Source organism: Spiribacter salinus M19-40, from assembly GCF_000319575.2.
Taxonomy (GTDB): Bacteria; Pseudomonadota; Gammaproteobacteria; order Nitrococcales; family Nitrococcaceae; genus Spiribacter; species Spiribacter salinus.
This window is the reverse complement of sequence record NC_021291.1, coordinates 859,776-876,810: the sequence shown is the minus strand read 5'-3', so window position 1 is coordinate 876,810 and position 17,035 is coordinate 859,776. Positions and strand designations below refer to the sequence as shown.

At 61.0% G+C, this 17,035-nt stretch carries 24 protein-coding genes; 14 read left to right on the top strand and 10 right to left on the bottom strand.

The genetic code is table 11. The features are described 5' to 3' along the window. The first annotated feature begins 153 nt into the window (after window positions 1-153). Complete coding sequence (locus tag SPISAL_RS04380) at window positions 154-849, top strand: haloacid dehalogenase type II (RefSeq protein ID WP_016353260.1); 696 nt, start codon at window positions 154-156, stop codon at window positions 847-849. On the opposite strand, the gene SPISAL_RS04375 is transcribed toward SPISAL_RS04380, so the two are convergent. After that, window positions 846-1,421, bottom strand: coding sequence for a hypothetical protein (locus SPISAL_RS04375; protein WP_016353259.1), 576 nt, complete (start codon window positions 1,419-1,421; stop codon window positions 846-848). The two genes, SPISAL_RS04380 and SPISAL_RS04375, sit on opposite strands and share 4 nt — an antisense overlap. A 46-nt stretch (window positions 1,422-1,467) precedes the next feature. Beyond that, on the bottom strand, window positions 1,468-1,713 hold the full coding sequence (locus SPISAL_RS04370) for a DUF1244 domain-containing protein (RefSeq protein WP_016353258.1): 246 nt from the start codon (window positions 1,711-1,713) through the stop codon (window positions 1,468-1,470). Window positions 1,714-1,778: 65 nt separating this feature from the next. Here SPISAL_RS04370 and SPISAL_RS04365 point away from each other — a divergent pair, with 65 nt between their 5' ends. After that, entirely contained in the window at window positions 1,779-2,807 is a 1,029-nt protein-coding gene (locus SPISAL_RS04365; RefSeq protein ID WP_016353257.1) for a L,D-transpeptidase family protein, read from the top strand. Between the two features lie 67 nt (window positions 2,808-2,874). On the opposite strand, the gene SPISAL_RS04360 is transcribed toward SPISAL_RS04365, so the two are convergent. From SPISAL_RS04360 to SPISAL_RS09055, 3 genes are all read right to left on the bottom strand, one after another. Then, window positions 2,875-3,102 (bottom strand): alanine-zipper protein, encoded by a 228-nt coding sequence (locus SPISAL_RS04360; protein WP_016353256.1) that lies wholly within the window; start codon window positions 3,100-3,102, stop codon window positions 2,875-2,877. A 128-nt stretch (window positions 3,103-3,230) separates the two neighbouring features. After that, a complete protein-coding gene (locus SPISAL_RS04355) occupies window positions 3,231-3,809 on the bottom strand; it encodes a L,D-transpeptidase family protein (RefSeq protein ID WP_041389210.1) in 579 nt (192 codons plus the stop codon). Beyond that, window positions 3,806-4,042 carry a glutaredoxin family protein gene (locus SPISAL_RS09055; RefSeq protein ID WP_016353254.1) on the bottom strand — a complete coding sequence of 79 codons (237 nt, stop codon included), beginning with the start codon at window positions 4,040-4,042 and terminating at the stop codon, window positions 3,806-3,808. The genes SPISAL_RS04355 and SPISAL_RS09055 overlap by 4 nt, the downstream gene beginning before the upstream one ends. Before the next feature lie 58 nt (window positions 4,043-4,100). Here SPISAL_RS09055 and dusA point away from each other — a divergent pair, with 58 nt between their 5' ends. Next, complete coding sequence (dusA, locus tag SPISAL_RS04345; protein WP_016353253.1) at window positions 4,101-5,123, top strand: tRNA dihydrouridine(20/20a) synthase DusA; 1,023 nt, start codon at window positions 4,101-4,103, stop codon at window positions 5,121-5,123. Here the strand turns inward: dusA and SPISAL_RS04340 are convergent. Continuing rightward, complete coding sequence (locus SPISAL_RS04340; protein WP_016353252.1) at window positions 5,120-5,914, bottom strand: TatD family hydrolase; 795 nt, start codon at window positions 5,912-5,914, stop codon at window positions 5,120-5,122. The two genes, dusA and SPISAL_RS04340, sit on opposite strands and share 4 nt — an antisense overlap. 30 nt (window positions 5,915-5,944) lie before the next feature. On the opposite strand from SPISAL_RS04340, the gene SPISAL_RS04335 reads away from it, so the two are divergent. From SPISAL_RS04335 to fdxA, 4 genes are read left to right on the top strand one after another with little or no spacing between them, the layout of a single operon-like run. Then, window positions 5,945-7,525 (top strand): class I adenylate-forming enzyme family protein, encoded by a 1,581-nt coding sequence (locus SPISAL_RS04335; RefSeq protein WP_016353251.1) that lies wholly within the window; start codon window positions 5,945-5,947, stop codon window positions 7,523-7,525. Beyond that, the gene (gene thiD, locus SPISAL_RS04330) at window positions 7,522-8,343 is read left to right on the top strand and encodes a bifunctional hydroxymethylpyrimidine kinase/phosphomethylpyrimidine kinase (RefSeq protein WP_016353250.1); all 822 of its coding nucleotides are present in this window, start codon (window positions 7,522-7,524) and stop codon (window positions 8,341-8,343) included. Before SPISAL_RS04335 ends, thiD begins: the two co-directional genes overlap by 4 nt. A gap of 16 nt (window positions 8,344-8,359) precedes the next feature. After that, window positions 8,360-8,845: an Rrf2 family transcriptional regulator gene (locus SPISAL_RS04325; protein ID WP_016353249.1), complete on the top strand. Its 486-nt coding sequence runs from the start codon at window positions 8,360-8,362 to the stop codon at window positions 8,843-8,845. After that, on the top strand, window positions 8,842-9,165 hold the full coding sequence (fdxA, locus tag SPISAL_RS04320; protein WP_016353248.1) for a ferredoxin FdxA: 324 nt from the start codon (window positions 8,842-8,844) through the stop codon (window positions 9,163-9,165). Before SPISAL_RS04325 ends, fdxA begins: the two co-directional genes overlap by 4 nt. Window position 9,166: 1 nt before the next feature. Here the strand turns inward: fdxA and ispG are convergent, their stop codons facing one another. After that, window positions 9,167-10,408, bottom strand: a complete 1,242-nt coding sequence (gene ispG, locus SPISAL_RS04315) for a flavodoxin-dependent (E)-4-hydroxy-3-methylbut-2-enyl-diphosphate synthase (protein WP_016353247.1) — start codon at window positions 10,406-10,408, stop codon at window positions 9,167-9,169. Between the two features lie 27 nt (window positions 10,409-10,435). Between ispG and SPISAL_RS04310 the strand changes: the two genes are divergently transcribed. The 3 genes from SPISAL_RS04310 to SPISAL_RS04300 all read left to right on the top strand — a co-directional run bounded on the left by SPISAL_RS04310 (window position 10,436) and on the right by SPISAL_RS04300 (window position 12,338). Next, the gene (locus SPISAL_RS04310) at window positions 10,436-11,128 is read left to right on the top strand and encodes a glutathione binding-like protein (RefSeq protein ID WP_016353246.1); all 693 of its coding nucleotides are present in this window, start codon (window positions 10,436-10,438) and stop codon (window positions 11,126-11,128) included. Beyond that, window positions 11,125-11,940, top strand: coding sequence for a nucleoside triphosphate pyrophosphohydrolase (gene mazG / locus SPISAL_RS04305; protein WP_016353245.1), 816 nt, complete (start codon window positions 11,125-11,127; stop codon window positions 11,938-11,940). Before SPISAL_RS04310 ends, mazG begins: the two co-directional genes overlap by 4 nt. A 65-nt stretch (window positions 11,941-12,005) precedes the next feature. Continuing rightward, complete coding sequence (locus tag SPISAL_RS04300; protein WP_016353244.1) at window positions 12,006-12,338, top strand: 4a-hydroxytetrahydrobiopterin dehydratase; 333 nt, start codon at window positions 12,006-12,008, stop codon at window positions 12,336-12,338. Here SPISAL_RS04300 and moaC read toward each other — a convergent pair. Continuing rightward, window positions 12,335-12,808 (bottom strand): cyclic pyranopterin monophosphate synthase MoaC, encoded by a 474-nt coding sequence (gene moaC, locus SPISAL_RS04295; protein WP_016353243.1) that lies wholly within the window; start codon window positions 12,806-12,808, stop codon window positions 12,335-12,337. The two genes, SPISAL_RS04300 and moaC, sit on opposite strands and share 4 nt — an antisense overlap. Further along, window positions 12,805-13,494 carry a 2,3-diphosphoglycerate-dependent phosphoglycerate mutase gene (gpmA, locus tag SPISAL_RS04290; RefSeq protein ID WP_390622282.1) on the bottom strand — a complete coding sequence of 230 codons (690 nt, stop codon included), beginning with the start codon at window positions 13,492-13,494 and terminating at the stop codon, window positions 12,805-12,807. Before gpmA ends, moaC begins: the two co-directional genes overlap by 4 nt. Window positions 13,495-13,582: 88 nt before the next feature. On the opposite strand from gpmA, the gene SPISAL_RS04285 reads away from it, so the two are divergent. The 4 genes from SPISAL_RS04285 to SPISAL_RS04270 are packed head-to-tail and all read left to right on the top strand — an operon-like array spanning window position 13,583 to window position 16,466. Next, window positions 13,583-14,092, top strand: coding sequence for a L,D-transpeptidase (locus SPISAL_RS04285; RefSeq protein WP_016353241.1), 510 nt, complete (start codon window positions 13,583-13,585; stop codon window positions 14,090-14,092). Continuing rightward, window positions 14,074-15,084 carry a beta-N-acetylhexosaminidase gene (gene nagZ / locus SPISAL_RS04280; protein ID WP_041389207.1) on the top strand — a complete coding sequence of 337 codons (1,011 nt, stop codon included), beginning with the start codon at window positions 14,074-14,076 and terminating at the stop codon, window positions 15,082-15,084. The genes SPISAL_RS04285 and nagZ overlap by 19 nt, the downstream gene beginning before the upstream one ends. 45 nt (window positions 15,085-15,129) lie before the next feature. Further along, window positions 15,130-15,705 carry a hypoxanthine-guanine phosphoribosyltransferase gene (locus SPISAL_RS04275; protein WP_016353239.1) on the top strand — a complete coding sequence of 192 codons (576 nt, stop codon included), beginning with the start codon at window positions 15,130-15,132 and terminating at the stop codon, window positions 15,703-15,705. Window positions 15,706-15,707: 2 nt separating this feature from the next. Continuing rightward, window positions 15,708-16,466 carry an S-methyl-5'-thioinosine phosphorylase gene (locus SPISAL_RS04270; protein ID WP_016353238.1) on the top strand — a complete coding sequence of 253 codons (759 nt, stop codon included), beginning with the start codon at window positions 15,708-15,710 and terminating at the stop codon, window positions 16,464-16,466. Here SPISAL_RS04270 and SPISAL_RS04265 read toward each other — a convergent pair. Continuing rightward, entirely contained in the window at window positions 16,432-17,028 is a 597-nt protein-coding gene (locus SPISAL_RS04265; RefSeq protein ID WP_187287978.1) for a CsiV family protein, read from the bottom strand. The genes SPISAL_RS04270 and SPISAL_RS04265 overlap by 35 nt on opposite strands. Between the last annotated feature and the right edge of the window lie 7 nt (window positions 17,029-17,035).

The window sequence follows — 17,035 nt, the reverse complement described above, 5'->3', positions numbered from 1 at the left end:
AGGGGCCTTTTTTGTATTTGACAGTTGTTGGGGTGCGACCCATCGGCGCGAGCCGATGGGGACGGCGAGCGTAGCGAGGCGCCCGAAGGGTGAGGCCCGCAGGGCCGAATCAATCCCTCCCTCTCCGCCAACTGACTAAGAAGAACGCTCTGCATGACAGGCCCTAATACCAATCGACCTATTCTGGTATTCGACGTCAACGAGACACTGCTCGATATAACGGCGTTGGCGCCAATCTTCGAGCGCGTGTTCGGTAATGCGGATAGTCTGCGCGAGTGGTTTGCTCAGTTGATCCTCTACTCCGAGGCGGTTTCTCTGTCTGGTGGCTATACGCCGTTTAATATACTGGCTGCCGGGGTATTCAGAATGCTCGGTAAGACAAAGAGCGTCGGCATTCAGGACGTCGATATAGAAGCCCTGTCCACTGCAATGGCAACCTTGCCTGCGCTGCCGGACGTCCATCCGGCGCTGAGCGCACTCAAACAATCAGGTTATCGTCTGGTGACCTTGAGTAACTCACCACCCGGCTCAGGGGAAAGCCCGCTTATGCGGGCCGGCCTTGCCGAGTTTTTCGAGCAGAGCTTTTCGGTCCATACCGTCGAGCGGTTCAAACCCCATCCGGATACCTATCAGCAAGTTGCTGAGGCCCTAGACGTCTCTCCGAGCGCACTTTGCATGGTGGCCTGTCATGTTTGGGATACGATTGGCGCAGGGGCGGCGGGCTGGCAAACGGTGCTGGTACGTCGTGCGGGCAATGCGGAAATACTGGCTCCAGGTGTTAGGCACCCAGACTGGATTGTCGATGATCTGAACGGACTTCTGGAGATCGCAACAAGCGAGTGGACTTAGAAGCGGTATTCAACGCCAGCAGAAAAGCTCGGTGTGTAACGGAAACTCTCGAAACGGCTGCCCAGTTCGGCATCTTCGAGATCGTCATCATCAAGTGCATCCATTGAGCTGCCGGAAACACTGTCGAAGGTCAGGCCCATGTCGAGCGATAGGCCCAGGCGCCCATTGGTCCCAAAGTCGTTGTCATAACCCACACCGACGTACGTCTGCATGTCATCGGTGCTGATTTCCGGGACCGGCACAGAGGACTCGCTAAAAAGCTCCTCTCCATAAACGGCACCGCCGGTCATGCGGAACCCACCGTCATGAACCGACCAGTCGACCATCGCCGAGAGAACGGGCGTCTGCTCTGAACCATCCAGTGTTAAGCCATGCGTGTTGATGACATGATGCTCGTCATTGACACCAAACCGGATGTCGAGGCGGTCATTGAGATGCGAGGTCAGCTCGAGCCCGGGGCTGACCCGCGAACTCCAATCAGCAGGTTGGGCAAACGCAACGCACGGCGCCAACAGGCTGAATAGCCCGATGGCGACCATGATCCTTGACCGTTGACCGTTAACGATGAACATGGCGATATTATTGCTTAAAATCCCCCAAAAGCGAAGGGGGTTTGCCCTACCTTTGGTGGTTTTTCTTCCATTCTTCGTACGGCATTCCGTAAACAATCTCTCGCGCGGTGTCTCGATCCATCGGAATTTCTCGCGTCTCAGCAGCCTCGGCGTACCAGCGCGACAGGCAATTACGGCAGAACCCGGCAAGATTCATCAGGTCCAAATTCTGCACATCACTGCGCTCACGCAGGTGGTTTACAAGCGCGCGAAAAGCGGCTGCTTCCAATTCGATTCGAGTTTGCTCGTCCAACTGTCTTTCCTCCGACACGGCTTCTGGCGGATACTGTGCCTCATTATGTCAGGGTATGAGTGGCAATGAACGAAACGATCAGAGCAGTCATGGGATGGAGGGTACAGACCATCGGTGCGCTTGCCGCGGGCTTATGGCTGTCCCTTGCGTCGGGGACGGCTAGTGCGCTGATGTTTCCGCTACCACCCGAGGACACCAATGTCATTGGCGAAGTGCAGGTCATTGCAGCGGACGAGGAGGATACCCTGCTGTCTCTCGGCCGGCGTTACGGCATTGGGTATGAGGAGATGCGCCGTGCCAACCCGGAGGTGGATGTCTGGTTGCCCGGCGAGGGGACGCAGGTGACCATCCCAAGTCGGTTTATCCTGCCTGAGGCGGCTCGTGAGGGCATCGTGATCAACCTCGCGGAAATGCGCCTTTACTACTACCCAGGGGCGGAAAGCGATAATACCGGGATGGTGGAGACCTACCCAATCAGTGTTGGGCGAATGGACTGGTCGACACCGCTTGGGAAAAGCCAGATCACCGAGAAAACCGAAAATCCCTACTGGTTCCCGCCTGAGTCAATTTTGACCGAACGGCGGGAGCAGGGACGCCCGCTGCCCGAAGCGGTGCCACCGGGGCCTGATAATCCACTGGGGCGCCATAAGCTGCGCTTGGATATTCCTGGGGGGGCATACCTGATTCACGGCACCAACGAGCCGCGGGGCATCGGTATGCGCGTCACCCACGGGTGCATCCGAATGTTCCCGGAAGACGTCGAGTCGCTATATGAGCGGCTGCCATCCGGATCGTCGGTAGAGATTGTGAATCAGCCGGTAAAGGCCGGATGGCTGGACGATCAGCTGCTGGTTGAGGTGCACCCGATTTTGCCGCCTGAGGCAGAGAATGCCTTTGACAACGTTGAGCCGCCGTCGATCATGGAAGCGGTACTTGCGGTTGCGCGGGTGCTGGAGCAGGGAGATGTGCGAGTTGATCACGAGCGCCTGGCGGGCGCGGTTAATTCGGCGGACGGCCTCCCCGGCGCGGTCTCACGGTCAAACACCCACCAAATCGCCTTGGACGAGGCAAAGCTACCGACGCTGTTGTACTAAGCTCAGCGTGAGCCCATAAAAAAGCCCCGCCGGAGCGGGGCCTGTCGCAGTCGCGAAGCGCTTCTGCTTATTTGTACATCGAACGCTCGAACATGCGATCGATCTTCTCGGCGTTGTCATCCGCGGTGCGCTGCGCGCCCTCAGCAGTCGCCGTGGCGCGGCTGGCCTCATCCATGGCGGCGTCGATCTGTGCCTGCAGGTCCTCGGTGGAAGCCTGGGTGGCGCAGCCAGCCAGAATACCCAGCGAAGCGCCGGCGATAGTCAGTTTGAGTAGCGTTTTCATTGACTGGTTCATAAATTGAACTCCTTTAAAGCCTGTGCGATTGCAATCGTTAGACCCCGGCAACAGCCCGTTTAAAGCCGTCACGAACGTCTGGCGCATGATTGCTCGCTTACCGGCGACTTTCAACCCCCCGAGAATGGCTACTCGATACGAACCGGCGTACCCACAGCAACCAGTGATTCGAATGTTTCAATTTGGTCGTTGGTCAAGGCAATGCAGCCCTGAGTCCAATGGAAATTGTCATGAACGTCTGGATCGCCATCGCCAATTCCGTGAAATCCGATATAGCCACCCAGTGGCCCGTCTTGGGGGAATTCGCCGTGCCTTGCGCCATGATCGATTGATCTTTTGTACTCGGCGTCACTGATCAGGCCACGTTTGCGGGCCCGGTCAATATGCTCGAGGCGCGGATAATCAATACCGAGGAAAATATGAAAGGGGCTATTCTGGTTGACGCGAGTAATACGAAATTCCCCGAGCGGTGTCTTGTCTCGCCCCTTTAGCCGCAGCGGTGAGACGCCGCCACGGCCGAAGGCGACATGCTCAAATTGTTCTACCACTTTGGTGCCGCGGAGCACGGTGGCCATCGACCGATCCGTGTCGACGTGGACCCAGAGCCCGTCGTGAGGTGGCAGGCTTGTGCTTGCCCAGGTCAAAGCGGGGAGGGCCAGTGATGCGCCGAGCAGACTAGTCAGAAGACGTCGTCGGGTCGTCCTCATGCCAGGTACCGGTAAATTGCAGCGGCGGAGAAGGGCCATTCAAGTACCGCATCCTGGTCCATTCGGTGAATGACGGGAATTCGCTCACCGTAAGTGGCCTCTGTGTCCGGATCATCCATTATTTCAATAATCTGCAGTCGAAATTTCAGGCGCTCTATAATTGGACGGGCCACATTGAATGCCTCGTCGCACAGACGACATCCACTTGTGGTGTAGAAGCGGACGAGAGGCATGAAGTGCACGCTCCGTGATATCTTTTCAAAGTGATAAGGATACCGCGCAATCGCTGATATGCGACAGACCCCCAACCCCAAGCTAAGTGTGGCGCCGATGATGGACTGGACCGATCCAGCCTGTCGGTATTTGTTGCGGCTAATTACGCGACACACGCTCCTTTATACCGAGATGGTACCTGCCCAGGCCCTTTGGCATGGGCGGGCCGAACGGTTTCTTGCCGGTGATGCCAGCGAGCACCCAGTGGCCGTTCAGTTAGGAGGGAGTGACCCGCAGCAGTTGGCTCACGGGGCGCATTTGGCTCAAGTGTGGGGCTACGACGAGGTTAACCTGAATGTGGGCTGCCCCAGTGATCGGGTGCAGTCGGGTCGCTTTGGCGCCTGCCTCATGCGCGAGCCAGATCTGGTTGCAGACCTCGTGCGCGCGATGCGGGAGGCGAGCGATCTGCCGGTCACTGTGAAATCGCGGATTGGGGTCGATCATGATGATCACTACGACCAGCTCTGCGCGTTCGTCGACACCGTGGCAAGCGCTGGGGCTGATGGACTGATCGTGCATGCTCGTAAAGCTTGGCTGAGCGGTCTATCACCCAAGCAAAATCGCGAGATCCCCGCATTGCGGCACGACATGGTCGCGCAGCTCAAAGCGGATTTCCCCCAGCTCACGATTGTTCTGAATGGCGGTATCAAGGATCTTGCCGCGGCCGAACACTGGGGCGAGGCAGTCGACGGGGTCATGATCGGCCGGGAGGCATACCATAACCCCTGGCTGCTTGCTGAGGCAGACCAGCGGATTTTCGCCGCGCCAGGGGCGCCGAAAGCCCCGGATCGAGCCAGCGTCGCTCGGCAGTACCGCGATTATGTCGCGTGTCGGCATTACGCTGGGGTGCCAATTTCCCGGTATACACGGCATTTAATGGGGCTGTTTCAGGGGCTTCCCGGTGCCAGGGTGTGGCGGCGGGCGCTCAGTGAGGCGGCCGCTCGACCCGGCGCTGGCTCCGAAATCATTGATGAGGCGCTTGATCAGTGGGCGGAATGTGCCGCCTCGGTGCGTTTTGAAGCGAGTGTGGCGAGTGCTTAGAGGCTGAAAAAGGCCTCACTGTTCGTCGCGGTGAATTCGGCAAGTCGGCTGGGATCTTGCCCGCGAAGTCGGGCCACGCTCTCAAGGACATGCGGCAGGAAAGCGGGTTCATTGCGGCGGTCGGCCGGTTTCTCTGGCATATCTCGGGGTAGCAGAAACGGCGCATCGGTCTCGATCATCAGGCGATGATCCGGGATATCCGGCACGCTCTCGCGTAAGGTACTGCCACGCCGCTCGTCGCAAATCCAGCCGGTGACGCCGACATGCAGGTCCAGATCAAGGCAGCGGTGCAGAAAGGCACGGTCGCCGGTAAAGCAGTGGATGACCGCGGCGCTTATCTGGTCCCGATAATCCCGAAGGATAGCCAGAAAATCGTCTTCGGCGTCTCGCTGATGGAGAAAGGCGGGATAACCGCTCTCGACAGCAATGGCCAGTTGCGCCTCAAACGCCTGACGTTGTGCTGATCGCGGTGAGAAATCGCGGCAATAATCCAACCCGGTTTCGCCAACGGCAACCGCGTTAGGATGAGCCAGCAATGCGGTGAGCGCCTCCGTGCTCTGAGCGGTCCATTCACTTGCGTGATGCGGGTGAACACCAGCGGTAGCGACCATCACGCCTGTATGGCTCGATGCCATCTCGAGGGCCTCGGACGACTCGGTGAGGGTGACCCCGGTGAGGACCATGCGGGCAACGCCCGCGTCCATCGCACGTTGAATAACCGCTTCACGGTCGACGTCAAAGCGTCCATGCGTCAGATTGACGCCGATGTCGATGAGTTCGTGATACCCCATGGCGGCATTTTGCGGGAATTTTGACACCTTATGAACAGTCACCTCGATCCTGACCGACAGCCGATGTACTGGGTGGGTGATTGGGCCGGCCGACGGCGGGCGCTCACCCCTGATCGGCTTGCCGTTATCGAACCCCATACCGGAACCAGGCTCGATTATCGCGCGCTCGACGATCGGGTGTGCCGGCTGGCCGGCTGGATGCAGGCGGTAGCCGGTATACGCGCGGGTGATCGTGTGGGTCTGGTCACGACGAATCGCCTCGAGGCGATCGAGTTGTATCTGGCCTGCGGCAAGCTGGGCGCCGTGCTCGCGCCGATCAGCCATCGGCTCACTGCCGATGAGGCGAGTCAGCTACTCGCCCGTCTGCGCCCAAGCTGGCTATTTTATGACACGACGTTGCGCGAATTTGTCGCAGCGCTGCACGGCACGGCAACGCAATGCCCCCAGTTCAGTTTTGGCGGTCCACAAAGTGATTACGACCGCGTCCTGCCCGGCTACCCCGCCAATGCGGTCAATACCGAAGTCGCGCTCGCCGATCCGGCGCTTATCGTCCACACCGGTGGCAGTACCGGCTTGCCAAAGCTCTGTGTCATCAGCCATCGACAGATGGTCTGGAACGCTTTTGAGCTCTTGAGTGCAGCGCCGGATGGACTAGGGCGGCGACGCGAACTGGTCCTGTTTCCGCTCTTTCATATCGGTGGCTGGAATACGGTGACGCCCATCCTGCATGCCGGCGGTTGTTTGGTCCTCCAGCCGGCTTTCGATGCAGCCGAGGCGCTGCAGCTCATTGAGACACACGCGGTGAATCACTTCGGTGCGGTTGAGGCGATGCTCAAAGCAATGACGCAAGCCCCGGCATTTGCATCGAGTGACCTGGCGAGTCTTGAGGGCATCACCACAGCCGGCGCGCCCTGTGCGCCGGCCACCATGGCGCCGTTCTTCCGCCGTGGTATCCCCGTCAGTCAGTCCTATGGGCTCACCGAGGCGGGCCCGTCTAATTTCCTTCAACCGCGCGCTGATCAAAGCCTGGAGACGCTCGAGGCGCGGCAGCAATCGATTGGGACGAGCTTGTTTCATTGTGACTATCGGATCGTTGACCCAAAAACCGAAACCGAGACAGCGCCGGGGGTACCGGGAGAGTTGCAGCTACGCAGTCAGCACACGTTCGACGGCTACCTGGATGATGCCGATGCAACACAGCAGCGCGTTCGGCCAGATGGCTGGGTGCGCAGTGGGGATTTGGCGGTTACCGAGGAGAATGGGCAGGTCCGGGTGATTGGTCGACTGGATCATGTGATCATCACCGGGGGTGAGAACGTGGCGGCTGAGGAGGTAGAGGCTGCCCTTGTCGCACATGAGGCCGTACAGAGTGCCCTCGTATTCGGCATTCCGGACGAGCGCTGGGGAGAGCGGCCGGTTGCCTGGGTAACCGGGCCTGAGGAAAGCGAGATACCGGCGGTCATGGCGTCACTCGACGACAAACTCTCGCGCTTCAAGCAGCCGGTGGCCATCGAGTTGGTCGACACCCTGCCGCTTACCGGGGCGGGCAAACCCGATCGGCGTTCGGCACAAGCGCATTATCTTTCCAAGCATCACGGAGATCCGACATGACGCCCGCACGCATTCTGATTGTGGCCGGGTCTGACGCGGGAGGCGGGGCCGGCATCCAAGCGGATATTAAAACGGTTTGCGCCCTCGAGGGGTATGCCATGACCGCAGTGACCGCGCTAACGGCGCAAAATACCCTCGGTGTACAGTCCGTCATGGGAATCCCTGAGGCGTTTATTCGCGCACAGATGGACTCTGTACTGGATGATCTGGGCGCTGATTGCATTAAAACCGGCATGCTCCATGCGCCGGCCGTGATCGATGCGATTGCGGATTGTCTGACCGCGCGGGCGCCCAATGTGCCGCTCGTTGTTGATCCGGTCATGGTGGCGCAAAGCGGTGATCGGCTGGTGGATGACGCTGCCATGAACCGGCTGCGTGAGCGCCTGATCCCGCAGGCGAGCGTGATTACTCCCAATATTCCTGAGGCGGAAGCGCTCTTGGGCCAACGCATTCAAAGCGCTGATGAAATGCAGGACGCCGCCGATGCGCTGCGGGCCCTGGGCTGTGACGCCGTTTTGCTCAAGGGCGGGCATTTATCCAGCGATGACCTGGTTGATGTGTTCGCCCACGCTGGGGGTTACCTGAGGCTGCATCATCCTCGCATCGCCACCACCAGTGACCATGGCACCGGCTGCACCCTGGCCTCGGCGATCGCTGAGGGCATTGGCCGGGGGATGGCTCTGCCTGCTGCAGTTGAGCGAGCGCGAGATTATCTCCAGCAGGCGCTTGAGACGGCGGTGCCGCTTGGTACCGGACACGGTCCTGTGAATCATGGACACACCGTGATTCCGTTTGCGGCCCCACAGATCGCTCGCTGATTGGCATACTACGCAGATGATCCGTCTGTCTGCGAAAAGCCGTTATGCCGTCAGCGCACTGATGCATCTGGCCGTCCACCAAGACACGGGTGCGGTGCCGTTGGCGGAAGTGTCTGTCTGTCAGGGCATCTCCATGTCCTACATCGATCAGATTTTCTGGCGCCTTCGTCGTGAAGGCCTGGTGCAGGGCACACCGGGGCCAGGGGGTGGCTATCGGCTGGGTCGAGCCGCGGAGGCCATCTCCATTGGCGAGATCACGACGCTCATGGACGGTGCCAGTGGGCCCAGACGGGTGGGCTCGGCGCTGGATGAAGCGCTTTGGTCACATCTTTCCAGCGAGATCGAGGCATTTCTTCGGAGGTTCACCCTCGCTGACTTCGTGGCACGCCCGCAGATTCGCGAGACCATCCTTCAGCAGTACGCGGGCCGTGAGTGGCGCTGCGAGGTGTGTGGCGCCCTGGCGACTCGGCGCCATGCACCCAGCGGGGAGACCGGTTCATGACCTATGTCGTCACCGAGCCCTGCATCCGCTGTCGCTATACCGACTGTGTCGAGGTCTGCCCGGTCGACTGCTTCCACGGCGGGCCCAATTTTCTGGTGATCGACCCGGTGGAGTGCATTGATTGCGCAGTGTGCGTCGCGGAATGCCCCGTGGATGCCATTTACCCGGATGACGAGGTGCCCGCTGATCAGCAGGACTTCATTGCCCTGAACGCACGGCTTGCCAACCAGTGGCCGGTGATCAGTCGGGCTGAGCCACCGCCAGATGATGCCGATGACTGGTCAGTGGTGACGGCGAAGCGAGAGCAGCTTAGCGAATGACTCAGCGGGTTGTTATACCATTGCCGTAACGACGTTCCACATAGCGCTCCACCACCGCCTTGAAATCCTCAGCGATGTTATCGCCCTTGAGGGTGACGGTCTTCTCGCCATCCTCATACACGGGAGCGACCGGCTTTTCTCCCGTGCCTGGCAGGCTGATGCCAATGTCGGCCTGGCGGCTCTCACCTGGCCCATTAACCACGCATCCCATAACGGCAAGGCTCATCTCTTCAACGCCCGGGTACTGCGCTTGCCACTCGGGCATGCGGGTCCGGACGTGGGACTGGATCTCGTCAGCCAGTTCCTGGAAGAAGGTGCTAGTGGTGCGGCCACATCCCGGGCAGGCGGCGACAAGCGGCGTGAAGCTGCGCAGCCCCATTGTCTGCAGGATTTCCTGGGCGACCACGACTTCCTGGGTCCGGTCGCCACCTGGCTCTGGCGTGAGTGAAATGCGAATGGTATCCCCGATCCCTTGCTGGAGCAGCACCGACAGGGCGGCCGTGGACGCCACAATGCCTTTGGAGCCCATCCCGGCCTCAGTCAGCCCCAGATGCAGCGGGAAGTCACAGCGGTTGGCGAGATCCTGGTACACGCTGATCAGATCCTGGACCCGGCTCATTTTGCAGGAAATGATGATGCGGTCATGGGGGAGGCCGAGCGCTTCAGCACGCTCAGCACTCTCCAGTGAAGACGTTACGACCGCGTCTTTCATGACCACCTCAGGCGGTCTGGGATTCGCGAGACGGGCGTTGTCATCCATCATGCGTGAGAGCAGATCCTGATCCAGGCTGCCCCAGTTCACACCAATGCGCACCGGTCGATCGAGATCGCGAGCGATTTCGATGACCTCGGCGAACTGGGGGTCACGGCGACTGCCTTTACCAACATTGCCGGGATTGATGCGCAGCTTGCCCAGCGCTTCGCCACAGGCCGGTACCGCCTTGAGGAGCCGGTGGCCGTTAAAGTGGAAGTCGCCCACCAGCGGAACGTCGACGCCCATGTCATCCAGACGCTGTCGTATCCGCGGCACGGCCCGGGCCGCCTCTTCGTTGTTCACCGTAATGCGCACAAGCTCCGAGCCAGCCCGCGCCAGATCGGCCACCTGGATGGCTGTGCGGATCTCATCCACGGTGTCCGTGTTGGTCATCGACTGGACAACGACGGGTGCATCGCCCCCTACCGTGACGTGGCCCACCTTGACCGGCACACTATATCGACGCTGATATCCGGGAATCTCATTCATACGGCAATCATAAAGGATGGTAACGGCATGATCGATCTCTATACCTGGCCGACACCGAATGGTCACAAAGTTCACATTGCGCTCGAGGAGCTCGGTCTGAGCTATGACGTGCATCCGATCAATATCGGTCAGGGCGATCAGTTTACCGAAGAGTTCCTGCGCATCAGCCCGAACAACAAGATTCCGGCGATGATTGATACGGACGGCCCCGGCGGGGAGCCCATTTCGGTGTTCGAATCCGGCGCTATGCTGATGTATCTCGCAGAAAAAACCGGTGAATTGATGCCGACTGGGCCGCGTGGTCGCGTCGAGACCCTGGAGTGGCTCATGTTCCAGATGGGAGGCCTCGGGCCGATGCTGGGCCAGGCCCATCATTTCCGCCAGTACGCACCCGAGACGATCGACTACGCCGTTAATCGCTACACCAATGAGGCCGCTCGGCTCTATGGTGTGCTCGATCGGCGCCTGGCTGGGCGGGAGTGGCTCGCCGGCGAGATGTACAGCATCGCGGATATTGCCTGCTTCCCGTGGATTCGGCCTTATGAAAACCAGGGCCAGGTACTCGCCGATTTCCCGAACCTCAAGCGCTGGTTTGACGTCATTGCAGCCCGGCCAGCCGTGGAGCGGGGTGTTGCGGTGCTTGCCGACGTCCGGCCACCAAAACTCGATGACGAGGCAAAAGAGAAGCTCTTTGGCGCGAGTCAGTACCAAAAACGATGAGTGCGCTCGATGATCTGCTGGCGGTTATGGCCCGGCTTCGGGATCCCGCTGAGGGTTGCCCATGGGATCTTCAGCAGACCTTCGCCTCGATCGTGCCGCATACCCTTGAGGAGGCCTATGAGGTGGCTGACGCCATCGAGCGGGATGATCGCGAGGACATGCGCGACGAGCTCGGCGATCTGCTTTTTCAGGTGGTGTTCTATGCACGCCTGGGTGAGGAAGAGGGCAGCTTTGACTTCGACTCAATCGCGGCGGGTGTGCGGGATAAGTTGATTCGGCGTCATCCGCATATTTTTGGCGAAGCCGGCCCGATCACGGCTGAAGGCCAGCGCGCGAGCTGGGAGGCGATTAAAGCGGACGAGCGGCTCGCACGGACCTCGGGCACAGACCGTCCCGGGGCACTAGATAGTGTGCCACTGGCACTGCCTGCGCTCACGCGCAGTCGCAAATTGCAGGGCCGCGCGGCGCGCGTCGGGTTTGAGTGGCCGGATCCCCGGCAGGTCATCGATAAAGTGCGCGAAGAGCTCGATGAACTCGATGAGGCACTCGCGGATGAGCCGCGCGATCAGGCGCACGTTGCAGAAGAGATCGGGGATTTGCTCCTCGCCTGCGTTAATCTGGCGCGGCAGGCGGGGGTCGACGCTGAGCACGCGCTACGCGCCGGTAACCGCAAGTTTGAGAGGCGCTTCAGGGGTTTGGAAGCCGTTCTTGCCGAAGCGGGCGAAACGCTCGAGGAGGCGAGTTTCGAGCGCCTCGAGGCTGCCTACCAAACCGCAAAGGCCCGTGAAGGCGAGGAACCAACCGGCACTTAGGCGTGCCTAGAGATAGGAGCGCCCCAACCCGGGACATCTTGTTGAACGAAGACCAAGGAGATCGCATGAGCTTAACTGAGAAACAGTGCACGCCCTGCCAGGGCGGGATTGACCCGATGACCCGCGAACAGGCCCAGGCCTACCTCGCTGAAGTGCCTGGATGGACACTGAGCGATGATGCATCCCGCATCACTCGTCGGTTCAAGACAGGCGACTTCGCGGCTGCGCAGACCGTGGCGAACCAGGCCGGAGAGGTTGCCGAAGATCAGGATCATCACCCCGAGATCACCTTTGGCTACGGCTACTGCGAGGTGGAGATTTTTACCCACGCCATTGGCGGGCTGCATGAAAATGACTTCATCTTCGCGGCAAAGGTCAATCAGGCGGTAGACGCCTAACGCGACCAGTCGCCGGTGCGCCCACCGCGCTTGTGGGTGAGTGCTACACCATCGATTTGCATGCCGCGGTCCAGCGCCTTGCACATGTCATAGACGGTGAGTAGGGCGGTCTGAACCGCGGTGAGTGCCTCTATCTCAACGCCCGTCTGGCCGCGGGTTTCCGCCTGAACTTCACAGTGCACGGCCAGATTCTCAGGCTCGGGGGTCAGCGTAACCTCCAAGTGGGTGAGCGGCAGGGGATGGCAGAGTGGGATGAGTTCGGCAGTGCGCTTCGCGGCCATGATGCCGGCAATCCGCGCGGTCCCAAGGGCATCGCCTTTTTTCAGGTCGCCCTGCCGGAGCGCCTCCAGGGTGGCCGCTGCCATGTGAATCCGCCCCTCAGCGATCGCCACTCGCTGCGTTGCGGGTTTACCCCCGACATCGACCATGTGGGCCTCACCCTGCGGGTTGAGGTGGGTGAGGTCGCTCACTGTCCATCCCGCAGCGAGTGCTTGCTCGTTACCGCTAGATGGTCATCGAGGGCATAGACCAGCGGATCGCCCGTTGCGATTTCGACCCCCGTGATGGCCTCATCCGATAGCCCTTCCAGGTGTTTGACGAGCGCCCGCAAGCTATTGCCATGGGCTGCAATCAGCAGCGTGTCGACACGCTTTAGGGCAGGGGCAATATCCGATTCATAAAACGGTAGAACGCGTGCCAGCGTGTCTTTAAGCGATTCGGTGCCTGGCAATGTGGCCGCGGGCAAATGCGCGTAACGAGGGTCATGGACCGGATGGCGTGGATCGTCGGCGTCCAGTGGCGGTGGCGGCGTGGCAAAGCTGCGTCGCCAGACGTGCACCTGCTCATCGCCGTATTGCTCGGCTGTTTCAGCCTTGTCTAGGCCAGTCAATGCGCCGTAATGGCGCTCATTCAGGCGCCAATCTTTCGTCATCGGGATCCACAGCCGATCCAGAACATCCAGGCTCATAAAGGCGGTGCGAATCGCGCGGGTCAGCACGGAGCTGAATACCGCCTCGGGTGCCAGGTCAGCGTTCTCCATCAATCGCCCCGCCTCAGTGGCTTCCTGGCGGCCGCGCTCACTCAGGTCAACGTCATGCCAGCCGGTAAACCGGTTCTCGAGATTCCAGGTGCTCTGGCCATGGCGAAGCAGTATCAGGCGTTTCATGGATCGATCCGTCCCCGTCTTGCAGTGTGCCGAAAGCCGATAGCGTATCATTGCAGCAGGTTTATTCAGGAGTTGCCCGGTGTCACAGGGTCACTGGCTGTCTATCTCGATTGCCCGACAGGTCCTCGAGTTAAGAAAAGCGGAGCGCTGTCTGGGTGCCTGGCCCGTTTCCACGGCCGCGGCAGGGGCGGGTGAGTGCAATGGCAGTGGTCAAACGCCGCGCGGGTGGCATCGGATACGGCTTGGCATCGGCGCGGGGGCGCCTTTGCGATCCGTTTTTGTCGGCCGCCGTGCGACGGGTCAGACGTGCTCCCCGGAATTGATGGCGGCTAACCCGGGTCGTGACTGGATCCTGACCCGCATTCTCTGGCTCACGGGGGCCGAGTCCGGCCGTAATCGCGGGGGTGATGTCGATACGCTGCGACGCCTGATCTACATCCATGGCACCTCTGATGAGGACCGACTCGGTGAGCCGGTCTCCGCGGGTTGTATTCGCATGGGCAATGCCGATATCTGCAGCCTGTTTCCCAAGTGTTATCCCGGCATGCCGGTGCTGATCAGTGAGGATTCATCATGCTCGGGCCACTGATGCTGGGGATTGCTGGCACTGAGTTGCTCGGTGAGGAGCGTGAACGGCTGTGTCACCCAGCGGTCGGCGGTGTGCTGTTATTCGCCCGTAATTACCGCGACCCGGCGCAGCTCGCTGGGTTAACCGAGGTAATTCGCGGGCTCAGGAACCCGCCCCTGCTTATTGCGGTGGACCAGGAAGGTGGGCGCGTTCAACGCTTCCGAGCTGGGCTCACCGAACTCCCGGCGGCTGAGCGCCTGGCTCGATCCTATGCGAGTGCGCCAAGCCTGGCGCAGGAGGCCGCGCAGCGTGCCGGTTGGCTGATGGCCATGGAGCTCCGAGCGCTGGGTGTCGATTTCAGCTTCGCGCCGGTTCTGGATTTGGATCATGGGATCAGTCAGGTGATTGGTGATCGGGCGCTTGGCGCCGATGCGCAGACGGTGGCCACGCTCGGTCTGGCCTGGCAGCGCGGGGCGCGTGAGGCAGGGATGGCCTGTGTGGGTAAGCACTTTCCCGGGCATGGTGGCACGGCCCCCGACTCCCATGAGGCGAGCGCTCGTGACCCGCGATCAGTGACGGATCTCGAACACCAGGATTTGTTGCCCTTCCGGCGCCTGATCGACAACGGCCTGGCTGGTGTGATGATGGCGCATGTGGCTTATCCAGCCATGGAAGACTGCCCAGCGGGGTTTTCGCCGCGCTGGATCCAGTATCTCCGGGAGACGCTGAGATTTGAGGGCAGCATCTTCAGTGATGACCTCGAGATGGCGGGAGCTGCTGGGGCCGGCAGTCTCCAGGCCCGCGTCCAGGCGGCGCTTCAGGCGGGCTGCGACATGGCGGTACTGGGCAATGCAGCGCGTGAGGCGGATGCCATTCTTGCCGAGGTGAGCGGACACTCAAGCGGGCGGGGCCTGCGCCTTGCCCGGCTGCATGGGCGGGGTGGAGAACCCCTGGCGACGCTGCAGGCGCGCGCCGACTACCAAGCAGCGCGGGAGCTGCTGGCCGCTCTCTAGCGCCGTCGCTATACTGGTGGATTGATCAGCCATGCGGAGTCGGGGATGTCACAGGGCGTTGAATTGGATGCGACCGAGCTGGCGGGTGTCATGGCCCGTGCGGAATGTCTGCACGATGCACCGGCCATTGAGGCCGCGCTCGATCGCATGGGCGAGGCGATTTCAACGGCGCTCAGTGGCACGCGTCCGTTGCTGCTTGGCGTGATGACTGGCGCCATCGTCCCGCTGGGTCGCTTGCTCTCCCGGCTCGATTTCCCCCTCGAGGTGGATTACATCCACGCCACTCGGTATCACAAGACCACGACCGGCCGTGAGCTGGTATGGCTGGCCCGCCCTCAAACCCCCCTCAGAGGCCGGCATGTGCTCCTGGTGGATGACATTCTCGATGAGGGGCACACCTTCCGCGGGTTGCTTGAGGCCTGTCAGGAGGAGGGCGCGGCGAGTGTTCAGACCGCAGTGCTCGCGGATAAGCCTAATCCCGCTCGAGTCCCTGGCTTGAAAGCGGACTTCGCGGGGCTAACGGTACCCGAGCGCTATGTGTTCGGCGTGGGTATGGATTACAAAGGTTATCTGCGCAACGTGAATGCGATTTACGCAGCGCATCCGGATGACGAGGACTGAGTATGACGCTGGCGATCATCGGGGGAAGCGGGCTGACGGAGCTCGAGGGCCTGGAGATCGAGCGCCGCGAGATGGTGCATACGCCCTACGGTGAACCGTCCGGGCCGCTCACGCACGGGCGCCTGCACGGGCAACCGGTGATCTTCCTGGCGCGCCACGGTTATGGCCACACGATCCCACCCCATCGAGTGAACTACCGCGCCAACATCTGGGCCATGCAGGCGGCCGGTGCGAAGCAGGTAATGGCGGTGGCTGCCGTTGGGGGGATTCATGAGGCACTCAGCCCGGCCCGGCTGGCCTTCCCTGACCAGATCATCGACTACACCCATGGCCGTGCCAGCACCTATCACGATGATGATCATGATGCCGTCGTTCACATCGATTTTACTCAGCCGTACGATGCAGCGCTTCGCGACCGGCTGATTGCGGCAGCGCATGAGGCTGGCGTGGATGCGCAAACTCAGGGCTGCTACGGGGCAACTCAGGGACCGCGGCTTGAGACCGCCGCCGAGATTCAGCGCCTCGCCCGAGATGGGTGTGACATGGTGGGAATGACCGGCATGCCGGAGGCGGCGCTCGCCCGGGAACTCGAGATCCCTTACGCGACCTGCGCTGTCGTTGCGAACTGGGCGGCCGGCGTGGGGCGGGATGAAGTCATTGCGATGGAGCAGATTCACGAGACGCTGCAGACCGGAATTCAATCGGTCCGGCAGGTTTTACAGGCCCTTATCTCGGGTCTGGCACCTCCGTTACCTCAATAATCACACCAAGCGCGGGGTGATCGACGTAGTGACGCTCGTCGCTGCGCATGCGCCGGGCATCTGACATGACCCAGGTGCGGTCGTCGTCAGCGGGCGCACGCAGCTCGATTTCTGCGTGCAGGTAGCGACTGCGATAGACCCGCAGCATACCGCGCGGGGCATCTGCGCCCAGGTCGGCAGGGAGCGCAACAGACTGCGCCCGATCGGCATCGAGGCCTGGCTGCTCCCAAGCGGTATGCCAGTAGACCGTAAACCCTTCACGATCGCGAAGACGCCGAGCGATAGTGTTCAGTGCGCGTTCTGACTCGGGAACCCGTGTATACCCGAGGCCCTCTTCGCCTGGATCCTGCAATGGCCAGGCAAAGCGAACGGGCAGTGGTGGGGGCGTCTCGCTGGGGGCCTCCGCAAACGTCTCGGCTATGGGTGGCTGACCTAGCAGGATGACCTCGACGCGGTAGTATTGAGGCGAGTCTGAGTTGTCCTGTGCAGGCGCCTGGCCAGTCAATGCCAGTCCCAACAGCAACAGCATGGGCAAATAAAACCGGTACGGGCGCCTTTTCACGTTGGCC

Excerpts from the sequence above, each read along its gene's own strand:
- SPISAL_RS04380 (WP_016353260.1), top strand. The coding sequence starts at position 154 with ATGACAGGCCCTAATACCAATCGACCTATTCTGGTATTCGACGTCAAC.
- SPISAL_RS04375 (WP_016353259.1), bottom strand. The coding sequence starts at position 1,421 with ATGTTCATCGTTAACGGTCAACGGTCAAGGATCATGGTCGCCATCGGG.
- SPISAL_RS04365 (WP_016353257.1), top strand. The coding sequence starts at position 1,779 with ATGAACGAAACGATCAGAGCAGTCATGGGATGGAGGGTACAGACCATC.
- SPISAL_RS04360 (WP_016353256.1), bottom strand. The coding sequence starts at position 3,102 with ATGAACCAGTCAATGAAAACGCTACTCAAACTGACTATCGCCGGCGCT.
- SPISAL_RS04355 (WP_041389210.1), bottom strand. The coding sequence starts at position 3,809 with ATGAGGACGACCCGACGACGTCTTCTGACTAGTCTGCTCGGCGCATCA.
- SPISAL_RS09055 (WP_016353254.1), bottom strand. The coding sequence starts at position 4,042 with ATGCCTCTCGTCCGCTTCTACACCACAAGTGGATGTCGTCTGTGCGAC.
- dusA (WP_016353253.1), top strand. The coding sequence starts at position 4,101 with ATGCGACAGACCCCCAACCCCAAGCTAAGTGTGGCGCCGATGATGGAC.
- SPISAL_RS04340 (WP_016353252.1), bottom strand. The coding sequence starts at position 5,914 with ATGGGGTATCACGAACTCATCGACATCGGCGTCAATCTGACGCATGGA.
- SPISAL_RS04335 (WP_016353251.1), top strand. The coding sequence starts at position 5,945 with ATGAACAGTCACCTCGATCCTGACCGACAGCCGATGTACTGGGTGGGT.
- thiD (WP_016353250.1), top strand. The coding sequence starts at position 7,522 with ATGACGCCCGCACGCATTCTGATTGTGGCCGGGTCTGACGCGGGAGGC.
- SPISAL_RS04325 (WP_016353249.1), top strand. The coding sequence starts at position 8,360 with ATGATCCGTCTGTCTGCGAAAAGCCGTTATGCCGTCAGCGCACTGATG.
- fdxA (WP_016353248.1), top strand. The coding sequence starts at position 8,842 with ATGACCTATGTCGTCACCGAGCCCTGCATCCGCTGTCGCTATACCGAC.
- ispG (WP_016353247.1), bottom strand. The coding sequence starts at position 10,408 with ATGAATGAGATTCCCGGATATCAGCGTCGATATAGTGTGCCGGTCAAG.
- SPISAL_RS04310 (WP_016353246.1), top strand. The coding sequence starts at position 10,436 with ATGATCGATCTCTATACCTGGCCGACACCGAATGGTCACAAAGTTCAC.
- mazG (WP_016353245.1), top strand. The coding sequence starts at position 11,125 with ATGAGTGCGCTCGATGATCTGCTGGCGGTTATGGCCCGGCTTCGGGAT.
- SPISAL_RS04300 (WP_016353244.1), top strand. The coding sequence starts at position 12,006 with ATGAGCTTAACTGAGAAACAGTGCACGCCCTGCCAGGGCGGGATTGAC.
- SPISAL_RS04275 (WP_016353239.1), top strand. The coding sequence starts at position 15,130 with ATGTCACAGGGCGTTGAATTGGATGCGACCGAGCTGGCGGGTGTCATG.
- SPISAL_RS04270 (WP_016353238.1), top strand. The coding sequence starts at position 15,708 with ATGACGCTGGCGATCATCGGGGGAAGCGGGCTGACGGAGCTCGAGGGC.